At 61.4% G+C, this 23581-nt stretch carries 21 protein-coding genes; 10 read left to right on the top strand and 11 right to left on the bottom strand.

Going from position 1 to position 23581, the window contains the following annotated elements:
• Positions 1-391: 391 nt before the first annotated feature.
• Complete coding sequence (locus tag EI982_RS02440; RefSeq protein WP_157687976.1) at positions 392-739, bottom strand: hypothetical protein; 348 nt, start codon at positions 737-739, stop codon at positions 392-394.
• Between the two features lie 519 nt (positions 740-1258).
• Here EI982_RS02440 and EI982_RS02435 point away from each other — a divergent pair.
• Entirely contained in the window at positions 1259-1627 is a 369-nt protein-coding gene (locus EI982_RS02435) for a hypothetical protein (protein ID WP_157687975.1), read from the top strand.
• 64 nt (positions 1628-1691) lie between these two features.
• On the top strand, positions 1692-2675 hold the full coding sequence (locus EI982_RS02430; RefSeq protein ID WP_157687974.1) for a DUF3592 domain-containing protein: 984 nt from the start codon (positions 1692-1694) through the stop codon (positions 2673-2675).
• Positions 2676-2750: 75 nt separating this feature from the next.
• Here the strand turns inward: EI982_RS02430 and EI982_RS02425 are convergent, their stop codons facing one another.
• Both EI982_RS02425 and EI982_RS02420 read right to left on the bottom strand, forming a co-directional pair.
• Entirely contained in the window at positions 2751-3119 is a 369-nt protein-coding gene (locus EI982_RS02425) for a hypothetical protein (RefSeq protein ID WP_157687973.1), read from the bottom strand.
• Between the two features lie 40 nt (positions 3120-3159).
• On the bottom strand, positions 3160-3369 hold the full coding sequence (locus EI982_RS02420) for a hypothetical protein (RefSeq protein WP_157687972.1): 210 nt from the start codon (positions 3367-3369) through the stop codon (positions 3160-3162).
• Between the two features lie 564 nt (positions 3370-3933).
• On the opposite strand from EI982_RS02420, the gene EI982_RS02415 reads away from it, so the two are divergent.
• Complete coding sequence (locus EI982_RS02415; protein ID WP_157687971.1) at positions 3934-4158, top strand: hypothetical protein; 225 nt, start codon at positions 3934-3936, stop codon at positions 4156-4158.
• A gap of 23 nt (positions 4159-4181) precedes the next feature.
• Positions 4182-5279, top strand: a complete 1098-nt coding sequence (locus tag EI982_RS02410; protein WP_157687970.1) for a hypothetical protein — start codon at positions 4182-4184, stop codon at positions 5277-5279.
• Positions 5280-6124: 845 nt separating this feature from the next.
• Here EI982_RS02410 and EI982_RS02405 read toward each other — a convergent pair.
• Positions 6125-6838 (bottom strand): sensor domain-containing protein, encoded by a 714-nt coding sequence (locus EI982_RS02405; RefSeq protein ID WP_157687969.1) that lies wholly within the window; start codon positions 6836-6838, stop codon positions 6125-6127.
• Positions 6839-6943: 105 nt separating this feature from the next.
• On the opposite strand from EI982_RS02405, the gene EI982_RS02400 reads away from it, so the two are divergent.
• Positions 6944-8380, top strand: a complete 1437-nt coding sequence (locus tag EI982_RS02400; protein WP_157687968.1) for a PAS domain S-box protein — start codon at positions 6944-6946, stop codon at positions 8378-8380.
• A gap of 631 nt (positions 8381-9011) precedes the next feature.
• Here EI982_RS02400 and EI982_RS02395 read toward each other — a convergent pair.
• The 4 genes from EI982_RS02395 to EI982_RS02380 form a co-directional block, all read right to left on the bottom strand.
• A complete protein-coding gene (locus EI982_RS02395; protein ID WP_157687967.1) occupies positions 9012-9830 on the bottom strand; it encodes an ABC transporter permease subunit in 819 nt (272 codons plus the stop codon).
• On the bottom strand, positions 9827-10633 hold the full coding sequence (locus EI982_RS02390) for an ABC transporter permease (protein WP_157687966.1): 807 nt from the start codon (positions 10631-10633) through the stop codon (positions 9827-9829). The genes EI982_RS02395 and EI982_RS02390 overlap by 4 nt, the downstream gene beginning before the upstream one ends.
• A complete protein-coding gene (locus EI982_RS02385; RefSeq protein WP_157687965.1) occupies positions 10630-11541 on the bottom strand; it encodes an ABC transporter ATP-binding protein in 912 nt (303 codons plus the stop codon). Before EI982_RS02385 ends, EI982_RS02390 begins: the two co-directional genes overlap by 4 nt.
• Before the next feature lie 131 nt (positions 11542-11672).
• The gene (locus EI982_RS02380) at positions 11673-12014 is read right to left on the bottom strand and encodes a hypothetical protein (protein WP_157687964.1); all 342 of its coding nucleotides are present in this window, start codon (positions 12012-12014) and stop codon (positions 11673-11675) included.
• Between the two features lie 263 nt (positions 12015-12277).
• Here EI982_RS02380 and EI982_RS02375 point away from each other — a divergent pair, with 263 nt between their 5' ends.
• Together EI982_RS02375 and EI982_RS02370 are read left to right on the top strand one after the other, a co-directional pair.
• Positions 12278-13015 carry a DUF7847 domain-containing protein gene (locus EI982_RS02375; RefSeq protein WP_157687963.1) on the top strand — a complete coding sequence of 246 codons (738 nt, stop codon included), beginning with the start codon at positions 12278-12280 and terminating at the stop codon, positions 13013-13015.
• 651 nt (positions 13016-13666) lie between these two features.
• Positions 13667-14224 carry a hypothetical protein gene (locus EI982_RS02370; RefSeq protein ID WP_157687962.1) on the top strand — a complete coding sequence of 186 codons (558 nt, stop codon included), beginning with the start codon at positions 13667-13669 and terminating at the stop codon, positions 14222-14224.
• 27 nt (positions 14225-14251) lie between these two features.
• Here EI982_RS02370 and EI982_RS18630 read toward each other — a convergent pair whose 3' ends face one another.
• From EI982_RS18630 to EI982_RS02355, 3 genes are all read right to left on the bottom strand, one after another.
• A complete protein-coding gene (locus tag EI982_RS18630) occupies positions 14252-14632 on the bottom strand; it encodes a hypothetical protein (protein WP_157687961.1) in 381 nt (126 codons plus the stop codon).
• Positions 14633-14901: 269 nt separating this feature from the next.
• Positions 14902-15315: a DUF5518 domain-containing protein gene (locus EI982_RS02360; RefSeq protein ID WP_199243701.1), complete on the bottom strand. Its 414-nt coding sequence runs from the start codon at positions 15313-15315 to the stop codon at positions 14902-14904.
• A gap of 186 nt (positions 15316-15501) precedes the next feature.
• A complete protein-coding gene (locus EI982_RS02355) occupies positions 15502-17163 on the bottom strand; it encodes a sensor histidine kinase (RefSeq protein WP_157687960.1) in 1662 nt (553 codons plus the stop codon).
• A 1490-nt stretch (positions 17164-18653) separates the two neighbouring features.
• Between EI982_RS02355 and EI982_RS02350 the strand changes: the two genes are divergently transcribed.
• From EI982_RS02350 to EI982_RS02340, 3 genes are all read left to right on the top strand, one after another.
• Positions 18654-20420, top strand: coding sequence for a histidine kinase N-terminal 7TM domain-containing protein (locus EI982_RS02350; protein ID WP_157687959.1), 1767 nt, complete (start codon positions 18654-18656; stop codon positions 20418-20420).
• Positions 20417-22045: a PAS domain-containing sensor histidine kinase gene (locus tag EI982_RS02345; protein ID WP_157687958.1), complete on the top strand. Its 1629-nt coding sequence runs from the start codon at positions 20417-20419 to the stop codon at positions 22043-22045. Before EI982_RS02350 ends, EI982_RS02345 begins: the two co-directional genes overlap by 4 nt.
• Positions 22046-23015: 970 nt before the next feature.
• On the top strand, positions 23016-23498 hold the full coding sequence (locus EI982_RS02340; RefSeq protein ID WP_157687957.1) for a hypothetical protein: 483 nt from the start codon (positions 23016-23018) through the stop codon (positions 23496-23498).
• Positions 23499-23581: the final 83 nt, after the last annotated feature.

The raw sequence follows: 23581 nt of genomic DNA, 5'->3' as shown, positions 1-23581 counted from the left end.
TTGATTTCGTTCGGTCACTGAACGAGTCCGAACAACAGCGGGTCCGTCCCGTGGTTCGCTACCGCTACGGCGTGGCGCGTGGCCGCTAATCATTGGGTCGTTGATGTCTCTCGGCTGCAATCAACTGGACCCCAGCAGCATCGAGAGCTGGGAGTGGTTGGTCACGAGACACCGTACTATTGCTGATTGAGACTTCTGACGAATCGTATCGAAGAAATTCTCGGTGCCCGACGCCGATAGTATCGTGAAAACGAAGTAATCGGATCGTGATTCGGTCGTGGGATCGACTGGCAGTTGGTAATTATGGACGCTCGATTTCGTCTACTTGACTGCTAGCGAGGTGCATATCTGCAGTATATGACTCTCAAAAATACGATTGGCGCAACGCTGTCTAAACACGTGTCCTGATTGTTTCCCACGAGACCCGGCTGTACAGCACACCAACGACGACAGTACCAGTCATGAATCCGCCAATCCACTGAACAATACCACCATAGGCAAACAGCGGTAGCGCAAGGAGTGCGATAAAAGCCAGCGATAACCGGAGGACTTCGCGCCCCTCAACAGCGAGATAGACCGTTCCAGCAATCATGAGTCCGATTCCTACTGCAACGAGCAGCGACGTAACGCCGACTGTATCTCGGAATGCAAGACCAACAATTGCTAAGAGGAGACCAATCAGGACAATGCTCGACTCAGAGAGTGTCGGTGTCTTCCAGTTCTTCTGGAGGGCGTCCACGACCCGTATTTCAAATCACAAACGCAAGGGGGTACTGGTATGCAGTCCGCATACGCCGAGTTGTTGGATCAGCGGGGAGTGTCTGAAAAAAAGCGAGGCTGCGACGAAGACGGCGGCAAACGTGAGGTGGTGTAGGAGACGGTCCGCTTCGTGTGCGTGACCGAGGCTCACCACGACGGGACCGAGGAGGAGCCACACCGCGACGAGCACGAACGCCGTGGCCCGTACCCGACCGTCTGTAACGAGGCCCCCACGAGGAGCATAGCGAGCGCGGCGACGTCGAGGCCGCGGCCGGCGATCCGGATCCGTGACAGCCACCCAATCCGAGATATCGCTGCGGAATTTCGTTACGGTTCCTCACGCGGAACTACCCACGACCTGACCGTCTGATCCGTCGGCGTCAGCGCACGGGAGCGATGACCCGTGGGATGCCCGGTGACAGCAACGAATCCCGACCGAACCCTACGATGGCGACCCGCACCGCACAGGGTTTATAATGCGTCACACGAAGCCCGGGACGTGCCCTCCATCCGCGACGTTCGAACCCGACTCCTCACGCCGGAGAATGTAGGTATCACCGTCGCTATTGTCCTCTCGGTCGTCGGCGCGTACGTGATCCAACTCCGTGTCAGTACGGGCGTCGCCGCGTTCTTCGGGCTGATCGTTCTCGGCGTCTCGACGCCGACGACGCTCACGTCACACGGCCTGTTGGGGACACGGTTCGCCTCCGCGGTCGTCCGCACGGGCGCCGCGTGTACCGCCACCTTCGTCGTCTACGTCGGGTTGTTGATCGTCGTTTCCGGACGGGACGGGAGTCTCCTCGATGCTGCGGTGGCGTTTACCCTGACCGCACTCGCGGCCGAGGCTGCCGCTCGCAGAGTAGATTGAGGATCGGATATGCGAGCGGCAGACATCACTCTCATACTGTTGGATTGCCATACTCGCGACCGAAATGAAACTCCCCGTGGGAATCACGACCCTCCACCTCTCACGAAAGAGCGTGTACCTGCTGGTCCTGGCGGTCGCCCTCGTCGGAGCCGGTGGGTACAGCTACGTCCAGCAAGGACAGGCGGTCGACGACGCCGTCACCGTCCAGGCGACGGTCGACAGCGCACAAGTGGAGCGGATAGATAGCCGGCGAAGCATCGATTACGAACCGGAGATCGAGTATACGTACGAGTATCGGGGCGAGACGTACACCAGCGAGCAGGTGTTCCCGGGGCCGACCATTCGAACCTACTCGGATCGGTCGGAAGCACAGTCCGTCGTTCGGTCGTACGAGCCGGGGACGACGGTCCAAGCGTACGTGCGGCCATCGGCTCCGAGCAACGCGTTCCTGATCAGGGAGCGGACCCCGTGGCCGACGCGAGCGCTCGCCGTCGGGAGCGTCCTGCTCGGCCTCGTCGTGCTTGCCGGACTGGGGGCGAAACGCCCGGGCCGACACGAGCTCCGCCCGGAGCGCGAGGTGCGGTCGCCGCCGTCCCGAACGTGGGTCGAACGCAACGACGAGCGGCTTCGTCGGCTGTCGAAATGGGCACTCCTCGTCTGCTTCGTGGCGTTCTGGCTCTCGATGGTCGGGTTGGCGTTCGGCATCCTGAGCCTCAGCGAGGGGTCGGCACGGCCGGTCGAGGCCGACCTCCTCGGACCGGTCGGCATCCCGCTGCTCGCGGCGGCCGGGTTCTGGGTCGGCATGATCCTCTCGCTGTGTCTGTACGGCGTCCAGTCGTTCAGTCGGTACCGACGGCTTCGGCGGCGGCTCCCCGAGCCGCGGCCGCCGAGTCCGTTCACACACCCGAATCGGCTGGTTACGATACTCGGGACGGCTAGCGACGAGTTACCCGAGTACGGACGGCGCGTCCGCGTGACCGGCTGGGCGTTCCTGATCACCACCGGGATGACCGCCGTCCTCGTACAACTCCTCTATACGGCGAGCTGAGACGCATCTGGGCGGCCGTCTCCCGTGGATTCGAGCCGGATCGAACAGTCATCCGAACGGTGTGGCCCCGTCGATTCAGGACGCCCTGTGAGCAGCGGTCGCCGACAGGAGCAGGAACGCGAGCAGCCCGAGTTGCCACGCGACGACGCCGATCACCGCCGAGCTGGACAGTCCGGCGTACTCGCTGAGCGCCAACGGCCCGACGCTCACCCCGAACAGTCCGACTGCGTAACCGACCCTGTCTGTGCGGTCGGTGAACTTGACGTGCGTCCCGAGAAGGGGGATGTCGAACGCGAGGTAGAAATACGACGCCCCGGCGTAGGTTGCTGCCGTGGCGAGTGCCGGGAACCAATCCGGAAGGAGAAAATAGTAGACGACGGCACCGCTCACCGCCCCGAACAGGCCGGCGACGGGGAGTGCTACCTTGGGTGCGCGTTCGGTCATGGTTCGAAGGTGGGCGGTTCGACAGGTCGGCTGCTCCCGCTCAGTACGGGTTCCATACGTACACCACCCCCGCGTACAGGATGCCACTTACCGCTCCGACCGAGAGAGCCTCGACACCTGTTCTCCCGGTGAGCAAAAACGCTGTCACCGAAACGACGACGAACCAGAGCGACCCGTGAACCATGGATTGCTGCTCCCGTGACAGCGCTTCCGACCAGCTGGTGATGGGAGTCCAGTTGCCAGCCAGCATCAGTCAGGAACGCCCCCGATTTATCGACCACGTCGCTGACGTACCGGGTCCCCTGCCTCGCGGAGCAGTGGCGACGACTGCGACAGCAGTCCGTGTCTTCGCGCCGCTCGAACGGGCGGGGTCCTCGCCAGCGGTGACCATACTCGAACGTCCGGCTGACCGTGAATAAATGCGGGCTCCTGTTTCCACGCGAGAAACCGGCGCCGAGCCGAGACATACCGCTACGGTTCGGTCACTCGGTCGCTGTCGCGTTTCGGGCCGCGAAATACGCCCCCCGCACTTATTCCATGTCGTCGATGTGTAGTTGTCCGTGCGAGACGTGCATACGTCACCGGTAGCGTTCGTCACCCTCGGCTGGCTGTACAGTATCGCTGTATCGTTTCGTGCCCCTGTCGCAGGTGTGGAGACCCCCTTCACGGACGACGCGTCTCTCGGTGCGCGTTCGAGTAACGATTCCGCCACGCGGTCGTGCGTTCGACCGATGTCGCGCGTTACGCTCGACTCATACGTCGCCCACCAAAACGGATCCGTACGCGGCTTCGAGCGTCCCGAATCACGGAATCCATGCGTCTGATCGGGGATCGTAGAGTACTCGTGGGGACGGTCTGTGTCGAGACCGTCGCCGGGGTAGCCGCCCTGTCGTACGGACACCTCTCGCTGCTAGCCGTCGCCGTCCTGTACTGGATCGACCTGCTCTTTCTGACGCTCCGAACGATGGTCCAACAGTTGCTCTCCCGGCCCGAGACGGACCGTCGTTCGACCTTTTTCAGCGTCCGTTCCGGCTCCTAGCCCACAAGCGTGGGTCGGTCACCGTGACTGACCGCCTTCCTGATATCTATCTGCGAAACGTTCCAGGGGTCTGGGGAGCGGCGTTCATACTGACCCTTTCGGCGACCACGACGGCGTACGTCGCGGCTGTCGACGTCCCCGGAGAACTGTGGCGTTCGCCGACTACACCGCTTTTAGTCTGTGGTGGGCTCGTCGCAGCGGCGACGAAATCGTGGCTGGCGCTGAAATCGTACGTGGCCTCTGGGAAACACGAGGTCACCCCCGCCTCCGCGGTCACTCCCCGGAAACGGATACTGGTGTTCGCCGTCTACGGTGGATCGTTGTGGCTCGCCTCGGAGTGGACGCTCAGGACACTCTCACAGGAAGGCCCGGAGACCGCAAGCGCCGGGATGACGAGTTCTGCGGCCGTGCTGATCGTGTCGCGTTTCGCGTACGGCTGGTACGTGTCGCGTGTTCCTCCCGACGACGAGGGGACAGCCGCCACGTCCGAGTCTAGTGACGGAGCGGGGCCCCAAGAACGGTCGAATCCCCGCGTAAAGCGGGACACGTCCGTCCCGTCGCTGCCGCCGGTTCCGGACGGAGAACCGCGGGAGACGATGGCGCCGGTTCGCGCGTCTATCCTCGCCGCAGCGGTCGTGAACGCGATGACGACCGGCGGTGTCGTCGACGACCGCTTCGGGCACTGGAGACAGTTCATGATCCGGGTGGGTGTAGCGGGGGTGATGGTCGTCGCCGTTCTTGCCCTGTTGGACGGTGCTATCGTCGTGTCCGCGGCCTTGGCCGCTATTCTCTTCGGTCCGGTTGGTGCTCTCTCGACGATGAGTGCGGTACATATGCTGTTGGCGCTCGGTGGCGTCGAATACGAATTTTACGAGTCCGAGGTGGTGGCGTACGACCGATACCTCGGACGACCCCAGTGGACGGCGTCGTACGACGGCGTCCGGAACGTCTCGGTCGAGCGTGGGCTGTTCGGAAGCCCGCTCTGGCTTGATGCCGGAACGGTGTTTTTCGATCGGATTTCGAGCTCCACGGACGGCGACTCCGTGCAGGACCCGAGGTCGTCGGTCGCATTCGTTCCGGACCCCGAGCGTGCCGGTGAACTGCTCAGATCCCGTTCGTGACGAGCCGTAACGACTTCAGCGTGGTCGTCGCTGCTCGGCGAGTGCAACCGGCTGCTAATCTTGAAGTGTCGTAGCCGTGTAGCGGTATCGTGTGAGTACGGATGTCGTCCCTCGACTCCGAGCGTATCTGGACAGGCTCTCGCGGGTGACGCTGCTACTCGGTGGGGCGTTTCTCATCATTGCCGAGATAGTCGGCAGTGTACGGGTTTGCACGGCCGGGGAGTCCTGTCCGCCTGTCATCACTCCGGAGGCGGTAGTGACTGCGGCGTTCGGAGTTGTTCTACTTTACGTCTCACGCCGATTCCAGCCGGCGTAGCGATCCCCGCACCCGTGGACGCGACTCGTCAGTGTCCGGGGATTCACACGGATCGCTGCGTTCGTCGAACCAACGGAGCAGTTCCCAACCCCACGACCGCCACGCTGATCGCTTGTTGTTGCCCTCCACACGACCCGTCGGCCGGCCACGGGAGGTACTTGCCATTGCGAAGCGATACCACAGGCGTGAACGACCGCTGAGTGCGCTGATAGTCGTCCTCGCCGCGGCTGGATTCCTCGGCACGTTCGTCGCGACGTCCCTGGCACCTGCAGTCGTCGGGGGACTGCCGATGGTCGTCGCACGTGCCCCGATTGTCACCGGGGGACTGAGCGGCCTTCTCGAGATGCTCTGGCTATCGAGCATCGGCTCTCTCCAAGGCTACGGAATCAGTGCGATCCTATCGCTCTACACGGCTATCGGCGGGAGCATCGCGCTCATCGGAATGTTCGCCGAGCGAGCTGTCGAGCGTCTAGAACGTCAGTCCGCCGTGTGTTGCGACGGATCGGTCCCGTATTGAGACGGAGAACGATCACTCCGACTGGAAAGTGAGTAGGCGCTCGGTCAGTCCGGCGAGTAGCCAAGCGCCCAGGTTGACTGCGTGCAGGCCTGCGAGACAGACGACGACACCGACCGCTGACGCGGCCAGCGCCTCCGGAAGCGTATTGATGCTGGCTCCGACCACAGACCCGGCGTCGACGGACAACCACCCGACTCCGATGGTGCCACGGAGGCCTGTGAAGTCGTATCCGACACCGGGTATCCAGTAGACGAAGGGCGTGGCAGCGAGCGTGAACCCAATCGAAAACACGACGGTAATGGCAACGAACAACGGAATACCGACGACAAACGATGCCAACCCGAACGCGACGAGCAGGTAGTTTCGGGGGGTGGTTGCGACGGTTTTCGGATACTCCGTCACCGACAGTTCGCGAGGGTCGGCGAGGGTGACGGACACGTCACGCCTGCGGAGTCGGCTCAAGAGCTCCGCTTCGACAACCCCGATGCAGCCGCCGAGCGCGAGAACACCGACCAGTATCGGGAGTCCGACGACCATCGGAACCAGTCCCACCCCCAGGCTGAGGCCGGTTACCAAGACCGTGAAGTATACCAGGCCGAGCGGAAACCGGGCGAGCAGATACGCTAGGTTCGCGTAGGTCTCACGACGAAAGCCGACGCCGAAGAGACGGTTCGCGAGTGACCATCCGCCAGCTGCTGCAGTATCGAACTGTTGACTCCGAGTCATGTCATAGTGATAGTCCGTCTAGTGTATCAACCGCCGGTCACTGTTCCACTCTCTGAAACACCTCCGTTCGAAATACATACACGTGTAGTGGACACAGTACGACTAATGGAAGACGATACGACTCCTCGAGAGAACGACCAACGTGGGCATGGCTGGTATCGGACGCTCGTTGAGGAGGTGAACGATCTCGCGACAGTCGTCGATACCGACGGGACGATAACCTACGTCAGTCCGGCCGTCACACGGATTCTCGGCTACGACCCCGACGAATTGATCGGTCACGAAGGATACGAGTTCGTCCATCCCGAGGATCGGGAACGTAACGCCGACGCGCTGGAGACCGTTCTCTCGGACCCATCCGAATCCGAGACGGTCGAAGTCCGCTTCCGCCACGCCGACGGCTCGTGGCGCTGGATCGAAGCCACGGTGCGGAATCGACTCGACGACGACGTCATCGACGGGATTCTGCTTAGCAGTCGTGATATCACCGAGCGGAAGGAGTACGAGCTCGAATTCCAAGAGCTCGCCGAAGAGTACGAGGCCCTCTTGAACAACGTGGAGGATGCCATCTTTCTCATCAATGTGGAAGAAGACGGGGATACTGTCCGATTCGAATTCGAACGCCTCAGTCCCTCTTACGAGCACCAAACCGGCATTACGACCGAGGAAGTACAAGGTCAGACTCCACGAGAGATATTCGGTGAGGAGCAAGGAACCGAGTTAGAAGCGAACTACCACCGCTGTGTCAACGCTGGCGAACCGATCTCGTACCAAGAGGAACTCCGGGTCGGCGAAGGAGCACGCTTCTGGCAGACGAAACTTGCGCCGGTAGTCTCCGATGGTGGGATAACTCGCCTCGTTGGGGTCACTCGGAACGTGACTGAACGCGTCGAACGGGAGCGACAATTACGCCAGCAAAACGAGCGTCTCGAGGAGTTTGCGAGTGTTATTTCTCACGATTTGCGCAACCCGCTCAACGTCGCACGGGGTCGTGCAACGCTCCTCGCAGAGCAAACGGAAAGCGATCATCTCGATCCACTCCTGCAGGCGCTCGACCGGATGGAGGCAATCGTCGAGGACACGTTGACGCTTGCTCGCCAAGGCGACACGATAAGCGAAACGGAGTCGGTCAGTTTGACTGACCTCGTCGGGAAGTGCTGGGCGACAGTAGACACGGCCGACGCAACCATCGAGATCGTCGACGAGATAACCTTCCAAGGCGATCCAGGGCGGTTACGACACGTGTTCGAGAACCTGTTCCGGAACGCCGTTGAACACGGTGGGTCGGACGTAGCCGTCCGTGTCGGATCTCACAATGAAACGGGAATCTACGTCGAAGACGATGGACCAGGAATTCCAGTCGAACAGCGTGACGAAGTGTTCGAACCGGGGCAGTCCTCGGCACAGGGCGGTACTGGTTTCGGGTTGACCATCGTAAAACGAATCGTGGAAGCCCACGGCTGGGAGCTGTCTGTACTCGATGGAACTGATGGTGGGGCACGATTTGAGTTTGAGATGGCTGAACAGAGGGAGTTCGCGTGAGTGTGTAGACTATACGTCGAAAAGTGCGACTCAATCACTGAACGTAGCGTCCCCGACATGAGCGCGCTGTATGCAGCACCAACTTGCCGAACTACCCGACAGCCGTCGTAGTCGTGTGCGAGATACGGAGGATGGGTTCAGCACGAAGTCGGTGTTTGTTTCACGATAAAGCTGGTGAATCAACTGTACAGCCCGCTGTTCACCGTTCACGATACCGTTCGAACATCTGTCTACTGGCTCCGAGAGCGCGGCCACCGACGGTCAGTATCCGAGCTGCTGTTGCTGTGAAGCCACTACTGACAGAGAGTTGCCAACCAACCACGACTGCTGTCACGAGTAACCTCAAAACCCGATCAGTCGATGTGAGAGACGTGTGAGATTCCACAGCGCTCACCCCCTTGCTTTTCATTTTGGTGTGAAATATCTCGGGCTCGTCTGTTGGACTGCCCGATTCGGATTTCTCCCCTTCATTTTCGCAGGCTACTCCGAGAGCCGATCACCTCAGCGTACATCCCGAGACACGCCTGTTCGGCGCGGCATCGGTTGCTAACGATCCCTGTATTGCGACGGAGCCGCCTAGGCCTGTTACAAACGGCTCCGAACTGTCCCCCACACCGAGAATCCACATCCGCTAGAGGTCGGCAGTCTTGAACCGGAGGTAGCCCAGCGCGACGGGAACGAACGTCCACGCGAGTAGCAGTCCAAGGGCGGCCGGCCAAGCGACATACGCGACGCCACTGTCGACGTACCGACCGGCCCGATCCACGGCGAACCCAGTCCGGACGAGCAGGTCGAAGGACTCACTCGGTGCCGCGAGGCGGACGAAGAGAGCCCAGCCGGGCATGTCGTTCGTGACTGCCGTGTCGAACCGATGGAGGATCAACAGCACCGCCGTATGGAGGTCTTCCCAGAGGACGACCGACACTAGATACGCACCGATAGTACCGACGGTCACGCGTCGACCAGTCGCTGTCGATAACGAGACGCCGACTGCCAGCCCGACGAACGCCACCCCGTACAGTACCGTTACACCGACGAACCACGGCAGCCACGGCCACGGCACGCTCCCGTTAGCGAGGACGGTGGCTACGCCGCCGGCGAGACAGAGCGCGAGCGCTGTCGGCACGACGAAAACGACACTCCGCCCGACGAATTTGCCGACGGCCACGTCCCGGCGGGAGTGTGGGACGGAGAGTGCGAGTCGGAGTTGTCCACCGGTTCGCTCCGCGAGGATCGACTTGTACCCGAGCAAGAGCGCAACGAGCGGAGTCGTCACCGCGACGACCCCGGTGAGGCTATCGATATACGTCGGGAACGAGCCGTCGTCGAGCACGAATTCGACGGCGGCGACGCCGACGAACAGGAGGATCTGAACCCCGCCGACGATCCAGATGCCGACTGACTGGCTGGCGGCACGAACGTCCCGGAGGGCGACGTCGCGCCACGTCACGCGAGGTCCCTCCACTCGAACCGGAGTATCGCGACCGACAGTGGACCGAGGAGCCAGCCGACGAAGACCGGAAGTGCCAGCGCCGGCCCGTCGTACCACGTGCCAGCCCCCCGATCGCTCGCAGCCAAGGCGGTAACGAGCGTCTCGAAGGCGCTCCCGGGGTCGAGTTGGGCGCTAACCCGAACCGCGGTACGGATCGGCCCGTCGGCGACCCCCGCTGCCACCAGACCAGCTTCGGCCCCCGCAGTGACGGGGTCCCAGACGATAACCAGTACGAAGAGTGCGGCGACGCCGAGAACGAGTGCCCGGCGGTTCGTCGCGACCAGCGCGGATGCTGCAACGCCGATCCCGACCCAGATGGCGCCGTGGGCGACGCACAGGAGGACGAACGCCAGCAAGCGGAGCGGCTGCAGCGTTCCGAACGGGTAGACGACCAGGACACCCGCAATCACCATCCCGACGGCGATGGCGGCTCCCAGCACGCCTGCTCGGCCGACGAATCGTCCGAGTACGAGTGTCGACCGACCGTGTGGCATCGAAAGCGCGAGCCGCAACGCGCCGGATTCGTGTTCGCGGGCGATGGCGCCGTATCCGAACAACACGCCGATAGGAGCCAGTAACGCCCCGAGCCACCCACCGACGAAGGCGCCGAACCGACTCGTCGTGATCGGCGGGGTGCCGACGACGGGGTAGACGTACGCCGCGATGGACACGACGCCGATCAGGCCGACGAGCGCGGCCTTCGGGAGTCGGGCATCGAGTACTACTCGCCAGTCCCGACGGGCGATCACGCGCCACGTCACACCCGGTCGCCTCCGGTGAACTCGACGAACATATCCTCGAGCGACGCCTCCTCGGTGCGAAAGTTGACGACCCCGACGCCGGCGTCGTGGAGTTCGACCAGCGCGTCCATCTTCGCATCGTTCGTACACGTCGCCTCGATGGTGCCGTCGCGCTCGACCGCCGTCTCGACGCCCTCGACCCGCCCGACCGCGTCGAGGGTTTCGTCGTCGACCCGGTCGGGCGTGATGACCAGCTTCGTCCCGCCGCCGATCGCTTCACGCAACCCGGCGATGGTGTCGGTCGCGATCAGCCGACCGTTCTGGAGGATGCCAACTCGGTCACAGACCGCCTCGACCTGCTCGAGGACGTGACTCGAGAAGAAGATGGTCGCCCCGCGGTCGGCCTCCTCGCGGAGGATGGTCCGCATCTCCGCGGCGCCGTTCGGATCGAGCCCGGTCGTCGGCTCGTCGAGGACGAGCAGGTCCGGCTCCCCGACGAGCGCCATCGCGAGCGCGAGCCGCTGACGCATCCCCTTCGAGTAGTCCGTCGCCGAGCGGGCGGCGTCGTCACGGAGTCCGACACGGGAGAGGACGTCGGCGGGGTCCTCGTCGACGTCTTTCGACCGGATCGCGTATTCGACGTGGTCGCGGCCCGAGAGTCCATCGAACGGGGCGTACCCTTCCGGCAAGACGCCGATACGTTCGCGGACTGCGACGCCGTCGTCCCGACAGTCGTGGCCGAACACCGACAGTGTGCCGTCGGTCGGCGCGACGAATCCGAGCAGGATGTCGATGAACGTCGACTTGCCCGCGCCGTTCGGTCCGAGGAAGCCGAACGTCTCGCCGGCCTCGACGGTCAGATCGACGCGGTCGAGAGCGAGCACGTCGCCGTAGCGCTTCGAGAGGTCCGTGGCGCTAATGACGGTCACAGGACGTTGGGACGGGATGGCGGCCGATGAATACCCCGTGGAGGTTTCAGAGTCGGCAACACCGACACCATTGTTTGGTCGGATCTGTTGGGGGCCACGAGTACCGATTCGGGGTCGATCGGCCGTCGTCGCTATGCCGCGTGCGACCGGAGCGCTTGGCCGGCACGCCAGAGAAGGGTGGCAAACAGCGGAAGCAGCGCCGCACACATACTGAGCGTCAGCGTCTGCGGGACGATCCAGGGCGTCACGAACGCCATCCCGACCCCGACGAACGGGCCAACGGCCACGGTGATCGTCGTGCCCACGAGCAGCCGTCGCTGGCTGTCGTCGAACTCGATGCCGTACCCACCCGTCGGCGGAATCAACAGCCCGAGCGGGAGGAGAAACAGACCGGCCCAGACGACGAGCGACAGCGAGAGGAGCGCAACCGCCGGACCGAACAGCCCTCCCGTGCCCGGCGATGGCAGCCTCACGAGCGCCCGGTAGCCGAAAGCTGCCAGTCCTGCGCCGACCGCCGCCACCGGCAGCTGGAGGGGCCCAGTACGCGATATCCGTTCACGAGTTCCCCATAGTCCGATGTTTCAAAAGCTGTCGACACGGCGTTTCGTGGCCTGCAACAGCGTCGTGACGTGGCGTCCCCGCAGCGAGCGGAACGCGAACGACGGGCCCACGCGGGGGTTTCCGAACGAGAAACGCTGGACGACGTTTCTCACGTCCCACTCTCGACACACCACGTATGGCCCTCCAGTTAGGCAAAGCGATCGGGCGTGGTGCCCGACGCTCGCTTTCGGTCAGTGGCATCGTCGCGCTCGTACTGATGATCTGTTATCAGGTCCTCTTCGTCGGGTCGTTCAACGCGGTCATCGTGGACACGCTCCCATCGGAGGTTCGATCCGGCGACGCCGGGATCGGCTTCGCGCTCCCGCTATCGACCGAGGTTGCAGCCGGGCTGGCCGTATTTGCACTGTTGCTCGGCATCGGCATCTTTCTCGTGACCGCACGGCTGTTGGCACGTGACCTCTCCGATCTCTCGTCGCTCCCCGGGAATCTGTTCACCCGGCGTCTCGGCCGTGCGTTCCTGTCCGCGCTCGTCGTCAGCGTCGTTCTCGGAGTGGCGATCCCGATCGGGTTCGCGTTCCTCCTCGTTCCCGGTCTGTTCCTCGCCGTGAGCCTCCAGTTCGCGGTGTTTGCCGTCGCCGTCGAAGACACGGGTCCGATCGAGGCGTTCCGTCGAAGTTGGGGCCTGGCGAGTGGGAACCGCTGGCGGCTGCTCGCACTCGTCGTTCTGTTCGGTGTCATCGGCGCTATCGGTGGGGCGGTCGGATCGGTGTTCGCCTTCGTCTCGCCGTCCGCCGGCCAACTCGCCTCGCTCGTCATCAATTCGGTGCTCGTCATCCTCATGTACGGCATCATCGCCGACTCGTTCGTGCAGCTGCGCGGTGGATCGGCGTCCGCCACGAGTTCGCTCGCCTGAGGCGGATTTGTACCGCCGTCCCGGCAGTTTCGGACGGTGAGACAGGACTGAATCACGGATACTGCCGCGTATCTAAACTCTTCGTGAAACCTCTCCGCATCATCTGGCGGGAAAGCGGGCTTAGCGACTCGTCGCCCGGTACCCGCTCTGATGTGCCATATTCGAACGTATTCACAGTCAGCCCGTTGCTGACTGCGAAATACGGTTTGAGCATTCAATAGCCGGTGAAGGAGTCGTATCGATATGCAAACTCGACTGCTCGTTGCCACAGCCACAGCGTTCTGTCTCGTTGCACTCGCCGGTTGTTCACAGCCCGCCGGTTCGCTCTCGATGGACTCGCTCAACGACACGGAACTGGCCGACCACGCCAGTAGGGCCGTCTCCGAGGATGAACTAGCGGAGGAACACGAACGCGGCCCGCAGCCACACGTTCTCAGTCGGGCCGTCGATAACGAATCCGCGACGGTCGCTGCGACGGACCCGCCCCACAAGAACAATTCGACGGTATACCGGACGGGCGACCGGTTCTACACCCTTTCGTACACGACTGTAGGCACGACGAGCGGGCGGGAACTGACCTACGGATTCGATGGAAACGCGACTACGGACGAGGCCGATCGGAACGGGTGGGCAACCGTCGCGTACGACGACTTGCCGCCGGTCGACAGGGCGATGCTTCGGACGCCCCTGTCGGTGATAACGGCAGAGGAAGGCAGTCGGTCAAGCATCAAGGAGAGGCGAACGTACAGTCCAGCCGAACTCAACCGGTCGGTCATCGCCGACCAGCAGTACGATGCGATCAGATACGATGGAACGTTGGTCGAAGTCGATGTCGCGTCGAGCGAACCACGCTCTCTGACCGTCTATCGGTACCAACCGAGACCCGTTGCGACGACCGCTGACGCGTACGCCGCATGTCTGCAGGACGAGTATGTGTTCGAGTTGTCGGGGCTCGATCCGAACACGCGAGAGGTTGTGAACGAGGCGGCCGACGGAACGTACCGCGCGGAGAACACCAGCGACACGGCGTTTCGATCCCTCGTTGAGACGTTCCACAGCCACACGGCGGTTTCAGCGAACACCGCGTCCGGGTCGTGGGTTACCCGATACGAGGGGCGACTCTACTGGGTCAAGCTTCGGTACACCGGCTTCGAATCCGACCGGGACTCCCGTCCGCGGGTGCGAGCCCCGGCGGCTGTCTGTTCGTGACCGGGGAGTGTTCGGTCGGAGGGAGTGTCAACTGCGTCCGAGACGGCCACGGCGTCGATACAGGTAGCACGTCAGGAGAGGAACCGAAACGAGCAATAGCGGCGAGAAGACGGCAGCCCCGAGATGTGCGAGGCCGCCGAGGCTCCACGCGATACTCGGCGACCAGTGCTCGTCGTCACCGAGTGCTCGAACGTCTGCGAGCAGGCACACAAAAACGACGAGGGCCACGAAGATACCGCCCCAGAACGAAGCCACTGCGAGGACGAACGACGCGATGCCAGTAGCGACGTTCGGATCACCGCCGGACGAGGACACGACAATAAACGTCCGCGAACCGAAGTCGGAGAGGAGCGTCGCCACCGCAACGAGGGGGAACAGGGCGATACCGTACCACCACGAACTCGACATCGTGTTAATCGAGGAAGAAATAGTAGTCACACAGAGAGGCGTCGTGTCTCAGGAACACCAGTAGTGTAGAGTGCGTTCTATAGTAGCGATTGATACTGTTTATTGTAAGTCATTACCGGTGGTTCGCCGAGACGGTCCGGCGAACCACCGGCAACCAGTTACAATAATCCGTATGAAACTGTTTGCACAGCCGACCGTACGCAGTACTGCGATCGGCTGTGTAATGACTTTCAATCGCTACTATAGCTTCTTTCATCCGAGAGTCCTCGCTACGTACGACTCCGTGGGTCGGCGACGCCATCGCGACCCCTCCGTTCGGCCAGCCAGCCGCCGAAGCGACCGGCGAGCGCTCCGGAGAGGGCCACTATTACGAACATGAGGCCGCCGAACGCGAGTGCCATCCCGACGCTGGCCGCTTGGAACCAGGGCGGGTTCGGGATGTTCGTGATCGCCCGAAGCAGTTCGGTCAGCGCCCAGAGAGTCGGTATTCCACCGATAAGCGCGGCTCGTATTCCGGTCGCGGTGCTGTTCCCGCCGCGTCGCTTGATCAGATACCCGGCGAATACGCTCCCGACGAGGACCGCTCCGAGGGTTATGTTTTCCGGGGATCGCCACACTTCGAGCGCGGTGAAGGGGAGTGCGAGTAGCCCACCGACGAGTGCGTACGTCCACGTCTCGGTCAACTGGAGGGGACCAATCCGAACCACGTCGGGATATCTGTCGCTATATATAAAAACCCCGTCACGGTGTTGCTCGGCCAAAGAGTGGCGTTCGGTGCATTACGAACGGTCTCCGTCCTCGGACGGTCGGAATACACTGGCTTCCGCTCTATGGGTCGTACTCGTCTTTTGCGGTTGGGTGTCGGCCAGTTACCGTACCGAATCGTAGAGCCGGATCGTTACGAGACTACCTTCGGGGTCGTTCTCCCGAAACTGGATCTCCCCTCCTAACTGAGTGACTGCCCAGTTGACGAACCAGAGTCCGATACCCTGGCCGTGGTCGAGTTGTGTCTCGGTTCCGGCAGCGAGCATCTCTCGTTCCCGCTCGGGAATCCCTGGTCCGTTATCCGCGACGGAGAGTTCGACCGTCCCGTCCGACACCTCCCGAACACTGAGTTCGACGCGGGGTACGTCCGCAGTCGTGTGTTCGAGTGAATTTTCCACCAGCTCGAAAAGCACCTGTCGGAGTACGGCTCGATGAGAGGAGATAGTCACCTCGGCGGGGTGGACGAGCGAGATGTCGGCCGATTCGTTCTCGGATCGGAACTGATCCACGACAGTACTGGCTACGTCAGTCAGATCGACCGATTCCGGTGAATCGGTACTCTCGGTCATGACTGCCTCCGCCTCTCTGACCTTGTTACTCAGTTCGAGAAGGTCGGTCGCGCGCTCTCGAATGCCGGTCCGTAGCTCCTCGTCGTCGACGTGGTCGGCGTACGCGAGCACGACGTCCAAGTCGTTCCGCACGTTGTGTCGGAGGATACGATTGAGAACCGTGAGTCGCTGTTCTCTGGTCTCTCGGTCGGTGATGTCTCGGAAGAGCACGGTTCTGGCGACGGGATTACCCTCGTCGTTGGTCGTGGCTTCCTCGACCGCGGAGACGCTAAATTGGAACTGTCGACGCCCTTCGGACGTCCGAAGTGCGACTGTTCCCGTCGCACCTGTGTGGAATTCGGTCCCTTCGAGTCCGTCGATGACAGACTGAACCGGTTCCCCGATCATCCCCTCCGTGGAACCGTCGAACAACTCTGCCGCCGTCTCGTTAATATCGAGGACGTGATCGTCCCAGTCGAGGACGACGAGCGCTTCTTGGAGGGTTTCGACTACGCGTGTCCGTGCGACGTAGTCGGCTTTCGGGAACCCGGTCAGTACTGGGTACCGTCGTATCGCAGCGGTCAGAAAAGCGCCCGACAGGAGCAGACCGAGCGTCGTGCCGCCGATCAGTGAGGTATTGGACTCCGCAACGGAGAGCAGGCTCGGAGCCGCAACGCCGGCAGTCAGTACGGTTATCTGTGTGCTCGACACCCGAGGATGACCCCAACTGAGATCGATCAGTAGATACGTCGCATACAGGGCATACAGGAACAACAGAAAGCCGTACAGGATCGTCCATCCGAGCGCGAGTCCGAGTATCGGTCCGACGACCGTTTTGGAGGCATCACTAGCGAGAGCGACCGCGCCGATCACCACCGGTAACACGATGCCAGACAGCAGCACGATCCGCTTCCGTGTCGCCATGATTCCGCGGCCGGCATAGCTGAGTGCATAGGCGATCCAAGCCACGGGGAGAAACAGTAGGGCACCGAATTGCACTACGTCGAAAAGCGACTCGAGGAAGCGCACGGTCGCCACGCCGACGACCGTGGCCCCAAGCGACGAGGCTGCCCAGACAGTTAGCGTGATCGAGAGTACGAGAAACGGTTCCGCACTGGGCTGGTCTCTGGACCGGGAAGCTCGCCAAGTTGTCCAACACAAAAGGGCGGACGCCAGAGCCTTGAGTACCAGCGTAGTCAGTGTAGTACCGGAAATCATCGTTCCATATCTCGGACAGCGATTTGGATGTTATGTCGACTGAATACAGCGATGGCTACTCGATTCGGTCTCGAAATCGGAAGGCCGATGCACGGAGCGATGCACGATTAGCGACGAACGCGTTTGGGGAGTTGGGGACCTAGCTCACCCGCTGGGGGACGGAGCGGGCATAGTGACGATGAGTCCCGAAATTAATGGATGGAGCCCCTGTGTTTCACTATCGGAAACTGACGCCCTGAAGCGGTTCGTATCGCTTCGAAGTGTGTCGAACAGATGAGACGCCACTATCGAGGAGGTTCCCATCCAACGGGGGGTGAACGCCCGGCGTAGACTGAACTCGGTGGCGCTTAGGGATAACTGGCCGAGGGTGTAGATGTCGCCCCGGACGAAGCCGTGGACGCTACCGGCGTCCCGGGAGCACGGATCGACGATCGGAGCCGGTCCTAATAGTTCCCTCACAAACACTACTGAATGGACCGTAAGGGCGTTCTACCGGAGAGGTCCGCTCGCGATACGCGGTGAAGCACTTTGCTGTCTCGTTGCTCATTACCGCCGTTATCGTCGCTGGGGGACGGCGATCGTCAGTCGGGTCTTCGATCCAGTCACGAACGAACAGTTGGCCCCGGTCGAAGCCAACGCGGAACTCGAGGCGGAGAGTCTCGCCAGATGGTTCGAGGGTGAACAGGAGTCGGGTTCTTGCTGAGCAGTGGGGAGATCCTCTTCGGTCCAATCACCTCGATCAGACGACGGTCACGTCAGGCGAAAGCAGTCGCCGAAGTGGACCTGACGGCGGAAATTCCGGACGAAAACCGAATCGGGGAGGTCGGGGAGCTCGGAACCAGTCCCCTCGGAACGTGTGTATAGCGAAACGACGACGGCACGACGGTCAATATTACGCTCGCCGATGTCACCGACCAAACTGAGAACGGGGACCGAGTGGGATAGCACCAGTAGCTGAGACCCGTCGGGAGTCGGCTCCTCGTCGTCGATCGATCGCGTCCGTCGCTGAAAGGGGCGCGACGATTTTTAATATCCGGGAATGGGGCCCGTCATCCGTCACTACGACTGCTCGGCCGCTCCGAACTGCACGACGAGTTTCTCGGCTGTGAGTGCATAGATTGTCATCTCTCGACCCCTTACCGAGTACCACGTGTCGATCGGTTCGACGAGGTCGTTCTCTTCGAGGCGCCGCAAGTAATGATTGACGTTCTGTATCGACTCTCTCCGCGATCTCGGAGGTCGTCTTCGGGTCGCCGTCCAGCGCCCCCAGAATCGACCTCCGAACGCGTCCCCGCGACCGAGCGACCGTGACCGCCTCACCGGTCGGGAGGGATGAAGCCTGCACGACTGCACGTTCAAGCCACGCCGCTGAGGGGGACGGGTTCGGATACAATCACCCGAAAATCACACCTCATTTGCGGCTGACGCCCGATCACCGACGATGCGTCCGAAATTATATCCACGACCTATCACAACCAATCGGTAGCTGTATGTCACCCTACGGGATCTCTCTCTCCCACTCACTGCTTGGCGCCGCCGCTTTGTTGATCGCAGCTGCGCTCACCCGATCGGCGTGGAATCGACGAAGCAGGCCAGGATCCAGAGCGCTAGCTACTATCGGGGGTTTGCTCACGCTGGGTAGTATCGCCTTCGTAATTATGTTCGTCTACCCGGCACGGTATCAGGAACTTTGGATCGTCACGTTGTACAACACCTCCGGGTTCGTCGCCGTTTTCGCGTTCCGGTTCGCTATCAGGTTTACCGGGCGCGGCCAGTGGCTCACGCGATCGGTTCGAACGCTCTTGATATCGCTGCCAATTATGTTGCTGGTAGTAAGTTTCCTCCCGTTCGAACTGGGTGTCGAGACGACATCGCAGGCGGGTCTCCTCGCTCAGCGCGTAATCGGACTCGTCTCGGATGTCCTTACTCCGCTGTACGCTATCGCTGCCGCCATCCTTCTCTGGGCGGCAATCTCTCGAGATGCCGTGCCGTATGGACAGGGGCTCTTACCGGCTGGGTCACTTCTCGTGTTGGCCCTGGCTCCGATCCTGTCGTCGGTATTTGCCCACTCGGAGCGGATCTTTCCTGTCGTCCTGCTCCTTGCAGGCGGCGGGCTCTTGACCACGCTGCGCTGGTACCGGCCGTTGGAACAGCTTCCGGTTGCCCGGCCGGTAGTCCAGAGTCGTATCGTCGATGAGTTGTCGGAACCGGTCGTGGCGATCGACCGTAAGGACAGGGTGGTCGACCTCAACACTGCCGCCGAAGACACGTTCGGCTGCGAGCAGGCGGCCGTGGTCGGACGACCCGTTCAACGTATCTTCGACGATGCGGTGCTGGCACACGAGGAGCGACAACTGATTCGAGTGAGCGATGGAGTCCTGACCGTCGTTCCGGAGGTTGTTGACGACACCGACGGCGTTCCTCTCGGCACGGTACTGCTGTTCAGAGACGCGACCGACCAGCGGCTCCGCGAGCGGCAAACGCGCATGTTGACCGATCTCCTCTCCGAAGTGATCGGCGTCCAGCTCGACGAAATCGCAAGGTTCGCATCGTCGGTTGAAGAACAGGATGGTTGTAACACCCCCGGAGTCGCGCCGAACGACGCGCGGGCCGACCCCGAGGGTGTGGGCGAACGAATCCGGACACGTAGCGACCTCCTGCTCACAGTCGGGCAGCGTGCAAGAGAGATGGAACAAGCGCTCGCCGGGACTTCCTTGGAAGAATCTAGCGACCTGCTGACAGGGATGCGGACTGCCGCGGCGCGCAGTTCGATACAGGCAGACGAACACGCCATCCAAGCGACCGGAGAGTCGTACACCGTCGCAGTCCCGCAGCCGCTCTTGATTGCGGGGTTCGCGGCCGTTTTCGACACTGTCACGATCCGGAATCGTTCGGTGACCATCTCGTTCGAGGCCGACATCGGAGGGTGGGGCGCACGCAACGGATCGGTCGCTAGCACCGAGTCGGGTACCGAATCCGATGCGGGCGCATCGAACCGCCAGCCGGATCCGCAACTGGCCGTTATGGCAGCCGACGGTCACGGATACGACGGAATCGTATACGTCGATATACGAACGGACTCCCGCGACGAGGAGGCCGATCCGGTGTCGGAACCCACCGCGGAACATCCCGCAGCGAAGCTGCTCTCGTTGATTGCCATCGATGCTGGCGGGAACGTGGGTGTCGACGGAACCCCGTGGGAGCATCTCCGCTTGGCGCTTCCCGCACGCAAGCCCCGGTTCGAGGGTGAGCGATGATCGACCCGCTCGTCGTCGCCGATGTCCTGCTCGTCGTGACCCTGGTCACGGCCGGAATCACGGCCGTCACCCGTCGACCGGAACTCGGGACGACCGGTCTCGGTATCACTGCCGGATGTCTCGCCGTGGTCGCCGTCCTTGACGTGGCCGTCCGGCTGAGAGTCGTTGATATCGAGACGCTGTTCAGCGGTGTGAGAGTCGCCCTGTTTGGGGCGTCGATATCCTGGTTGTGGTTCGCAGTCGAACACACCGGTCGCGGTCCAGAACTCACGCGCAAGCGACTTTTCGGTGGCACCGGGACGGCTGTCGCCCTCGTGTTCGCGACGCAACTGCCGGTATCAGTGATCCAGGACGCCTCGGTGGCCATCATCAATATCTCGGCAACGTACGGGAGTGTCGCGGGGACCTTTCTGCTCTCACAGGCGACACTCAAGCGCAAATTGGTCCCTCTGTGGCAAGGCGTTCTCCTTCCAATCAGCGGTAGCAGTCTCGTTATGGTCGGGTTCGCCGCCTCACTCACACCCCTGCAAGACAGTGTCGTCCAGAACCTCATCTTGGCCACCGTCCTCGGCTCTGGAGTGCCATTGGCGGCGAGCGTGTTCACCGAAGCAGCCGAAGACACCACGAAACAGGCACGGTTGGCCCGCGGCGTGGTTCTCGAAGAAGTTTCGGAAGCCGTGATCGTAACGGATACGCGTGGAAATATTATTTATACGAACGAAACCGCGAGGCAGGTGTTTCTCGGGACACAGTCCCGAGACGCCTTCGGACGTGATTTCGAGTCGCTCATCGGGGTTGGACCCGATGAACTCCGCGATGCTCCCGTCGACCGTGAACTGACGACCGAAATCGGGCGCCGATGGTTCGAGATGACACACAGCCCGATGACGGAACGGAACGGTGACCGGACCGGGGACATCTACATCTTCCGTGACGTTACAGCGCGGCGGAGCAACCAGCAACGGAGAAACGTCCTCGTGAGGCTCTTGCGTCACAACCTCCGTAACAAAGTAGACGTGATCCGTGCCAACGCGGAACTCCTCGATGACCAGCCGGAACGTGGTAAACAGATCGCGAATTCGGCCAGAGAGCTCGCGACGGTGAGCGAAACCGTCACCGAGATGGACCAACTCCTCTCCCAAGAACACATCGACCGGGAACGGATCGAAATAGGGGAACTCATCGGGAAGGTAGGAGAACAGACCGCCGACGATTTCGGAGGGACCGTGACCGTCGACGCGGAGCCGGTAACGCTGTACACCAGTCGTGAGGCCGTCCGGACCGTTGTAGCCGAACTCGTCAGCAACGGCATGAAACACGCCGAGATGGATGAACCACCTGTTCGCATCTCAGTTCGTGCATCCGCCGAACACGCGGTGGTTACGATCGAAGACGAGGGACCAGGCATCCCCGAACAGGAGTACGCAGTGCTCGGATCTGTCGAACAGTCACAGCTTCGTCATGGTCGGGGACTGGGCATCTGGATGGTGCAGTGGATCGTCACCCGACTCGGTGGTACGCTCTCGTTCGACGCCGACAGCTCCGGAACCGTTGTAACTGTTCAACTTCCACGCGGTGAGGGCGAACGTGACGCTCGATCCAACCCCCATCCCACACAAGACTGATATCCAACGGTTAGGTCGGCATATTAATTCATGATCGCGTCGATATTAGATCGAAACAGCTCGGAAACGCACGTATTAGCGGCTGACGACTGAACTTCCGTTTGTCGAGCCGTCGTATCGTCGTGAACGAAAATTCCATTTCAATTACAAACGCCGCTGGACGACCGAGGATACCTAGCGCCGCTCAGGCTTTGGGCTATCGATGTTGCTTATGAGTCTCTGGATGGGGCAGGCTGCTCTTCCCGAATCAAGGACCGTATCGCTGGCTATCGGTATTTCGGCAGTCACGTTAGCATTCTTCCGCGGTGGGCTACTCTCGGGGTACTTCGAACCGGAAGCGATTCCCGACGAAAAACGAGTCCTCTACCGAGTCGTATCCTTGTGACGATGCTCGTTGTCGGCGTGACGGCCTTTCTATCGATACTTGCGCTGCAGTACCGTTGATATATATGCGCCATCCATTGCGACTACTGAAACCGTTCGGGGGGTACATACAGGTCGGCGAACAGAAACCCCATATGAAATATAGGGGTCTGCTCGTCACCCTCTGGATGGTTGGCTCATTTGCTGTCGGCGCAGTGATATTTTCACCACTGAATGGGATAGCACTTTCTTTTTCGACCACGTTCGTATTCTGGGCCTTACTCGAATTGCGGGACATGAGGGGGCCTCAGTGAAGCAGGAGCAAAATCTCAAAGAGCCAACTGTTGGTATCCGGCTGAAGTCTTCTATTGGTGTTCCACCTCATCGCGTTTCAGGGAGCGTTCGATATCGTGACGAGGGGCCATCTCCCGAACGGACCTACCGGTGCGTGACGAATACAAAACACGGGGCAGGACTCGCCCGAAGACGTTCGAACCAGCAAAACCTCGTCCTGTAGTGGTCAGGTATGGTAGTTGGCCACAGTATGGCTTCAATCACCCATTAAGTCAAAGACAAAAATATACAGTAGCCAACGCTCACAGGCACTGTGATTCCGTATTCGTCCGTCGGAGAGTTCGCGACGACGCTGTTGCAGTATCTGGCAGTACTCGGCGTTGTTGCCCTCGGGTGTCTCCCGTCACTCACGGTGTCGGACTTTCGTGCCCGACTCGATAGCTGGCCAACTGACCGATTCCCGGTGAACTATTTGCTACTGGTCGGGGTTATCGCACTCGGTCAGGGGGTCGCCATCGTTGCTGGCTGGCAGGTGCTTCACGTCGGGTCCACGCAGAGCGATCCGCAGTTTCGGGAATTTCGACTCGTCGCGGTGCTCATAGCCTATCCAATAGCGGTGTGGGGCCTTGGAACGATAGGTGTTCGTCTGTATTGTTGGCAACGATCGATGGAGCAGTGGTTGACGCTTCGGACTATCGCCGGCCTCGGAGTCGCTGCTGGGATGTACATTGTAACGCTCATCGGAGCAGCAATCGTCCTCTTTATAGCCGCGCTCTTTTTCGCGTTACCGACCTGAAACCGCCGGTTCGGACTTCACGATAGTTCTTCGGGTCAAGGATGTCCGAACATACGACCCCGTGACAGGAGGTGAAACGTATC

This window comes from Haloplanus salinarum (assembly GCF_009762275.1).
Classification (GTDB): Archaea; Halobacteriota; Halobacteria; order Halobacteriales; family Haloferacaceae; genus Haloplanus; species Haloplanus salinarum.
This window is presented reverse-complemented; position numbering and strand designations above follow the sequence as displayed.

Coding starts and splice junctions, on each gene's coding strand:
- EI982_RS02425 (WP_157687973.1), bottom strand. CDS start 3,119: ATGACCGAACGCGCACCCAAGGTAGCACTCCCCGTCGCCGGCCTGTTC.
- EI982_RS02430 (WP_157687974.1), top strand. CDS start 1,692: ATGAAACTCCCCGTGGGAATCACGACCCTCCACCTCTCACGAAAGAGC.
- EI982_RS02415 (WP_157687971.1), top strand. CDS start 3,934: ATGCGTCTGATCGGGGATCGTAGAGTACTCGTGGGGACGGTCTGTGTC.
- EI982_RS02350 (WP_157687959.1), top strand. CDS start 18,654: ATGTCACCCTACGGGATCTCTCTCTCCCACTCACTGCTTGGCGCCGCC.
- EI982_RS02375 (WP_157687963.1), top strand. CDS start 12,278: ATGGCCCTCCAGTTAGGCAAAGCGATCGGGCGTGGTGCCCGACGCTCG.
- EI982_RS02420 (WP_157687972.1), bottom strand. CDS start 3,369: ATGCTGGCTGGCAACTGGACTCCCATCACCAGCTGGTCGGAAGCGCTG.
- EI982_RS18630 (WP_157687961.1), bottom strand. CDS start 14,632: ATGTCGAGTTCGTGGTGGTACGGTATCGCCCTGTTCCCCCTCGTTGCG.
- EI982_RS02345 (WP_157687958.1), top strand. CDS start 20,417: ATGATCGACCCGCTCGTCGTCGCCGATGTCCTGCTCGTCGTGACCCTG.
- EI982_RS02405 (WP_157687969.1), bottom strand. CDS start 6,838: ATGACTCGGAGTCAACAGTTCGATACTGCAGCAGCTGGCGGATGGTCA.
- EI982_RS02400 (WP_157687968.1), top strand. CDS start 6,944: ATGGAAGACGATACGACTCCTCGAGAGAACGACCAACGTGGGCATGGC.
- EI982_RS02355 (WP_157687960.1), bottom strand. CDS start 17,163: ATGATTTCCGGTACTACACTGACTACGCTGGTACTCAAGGCTCTGGCG.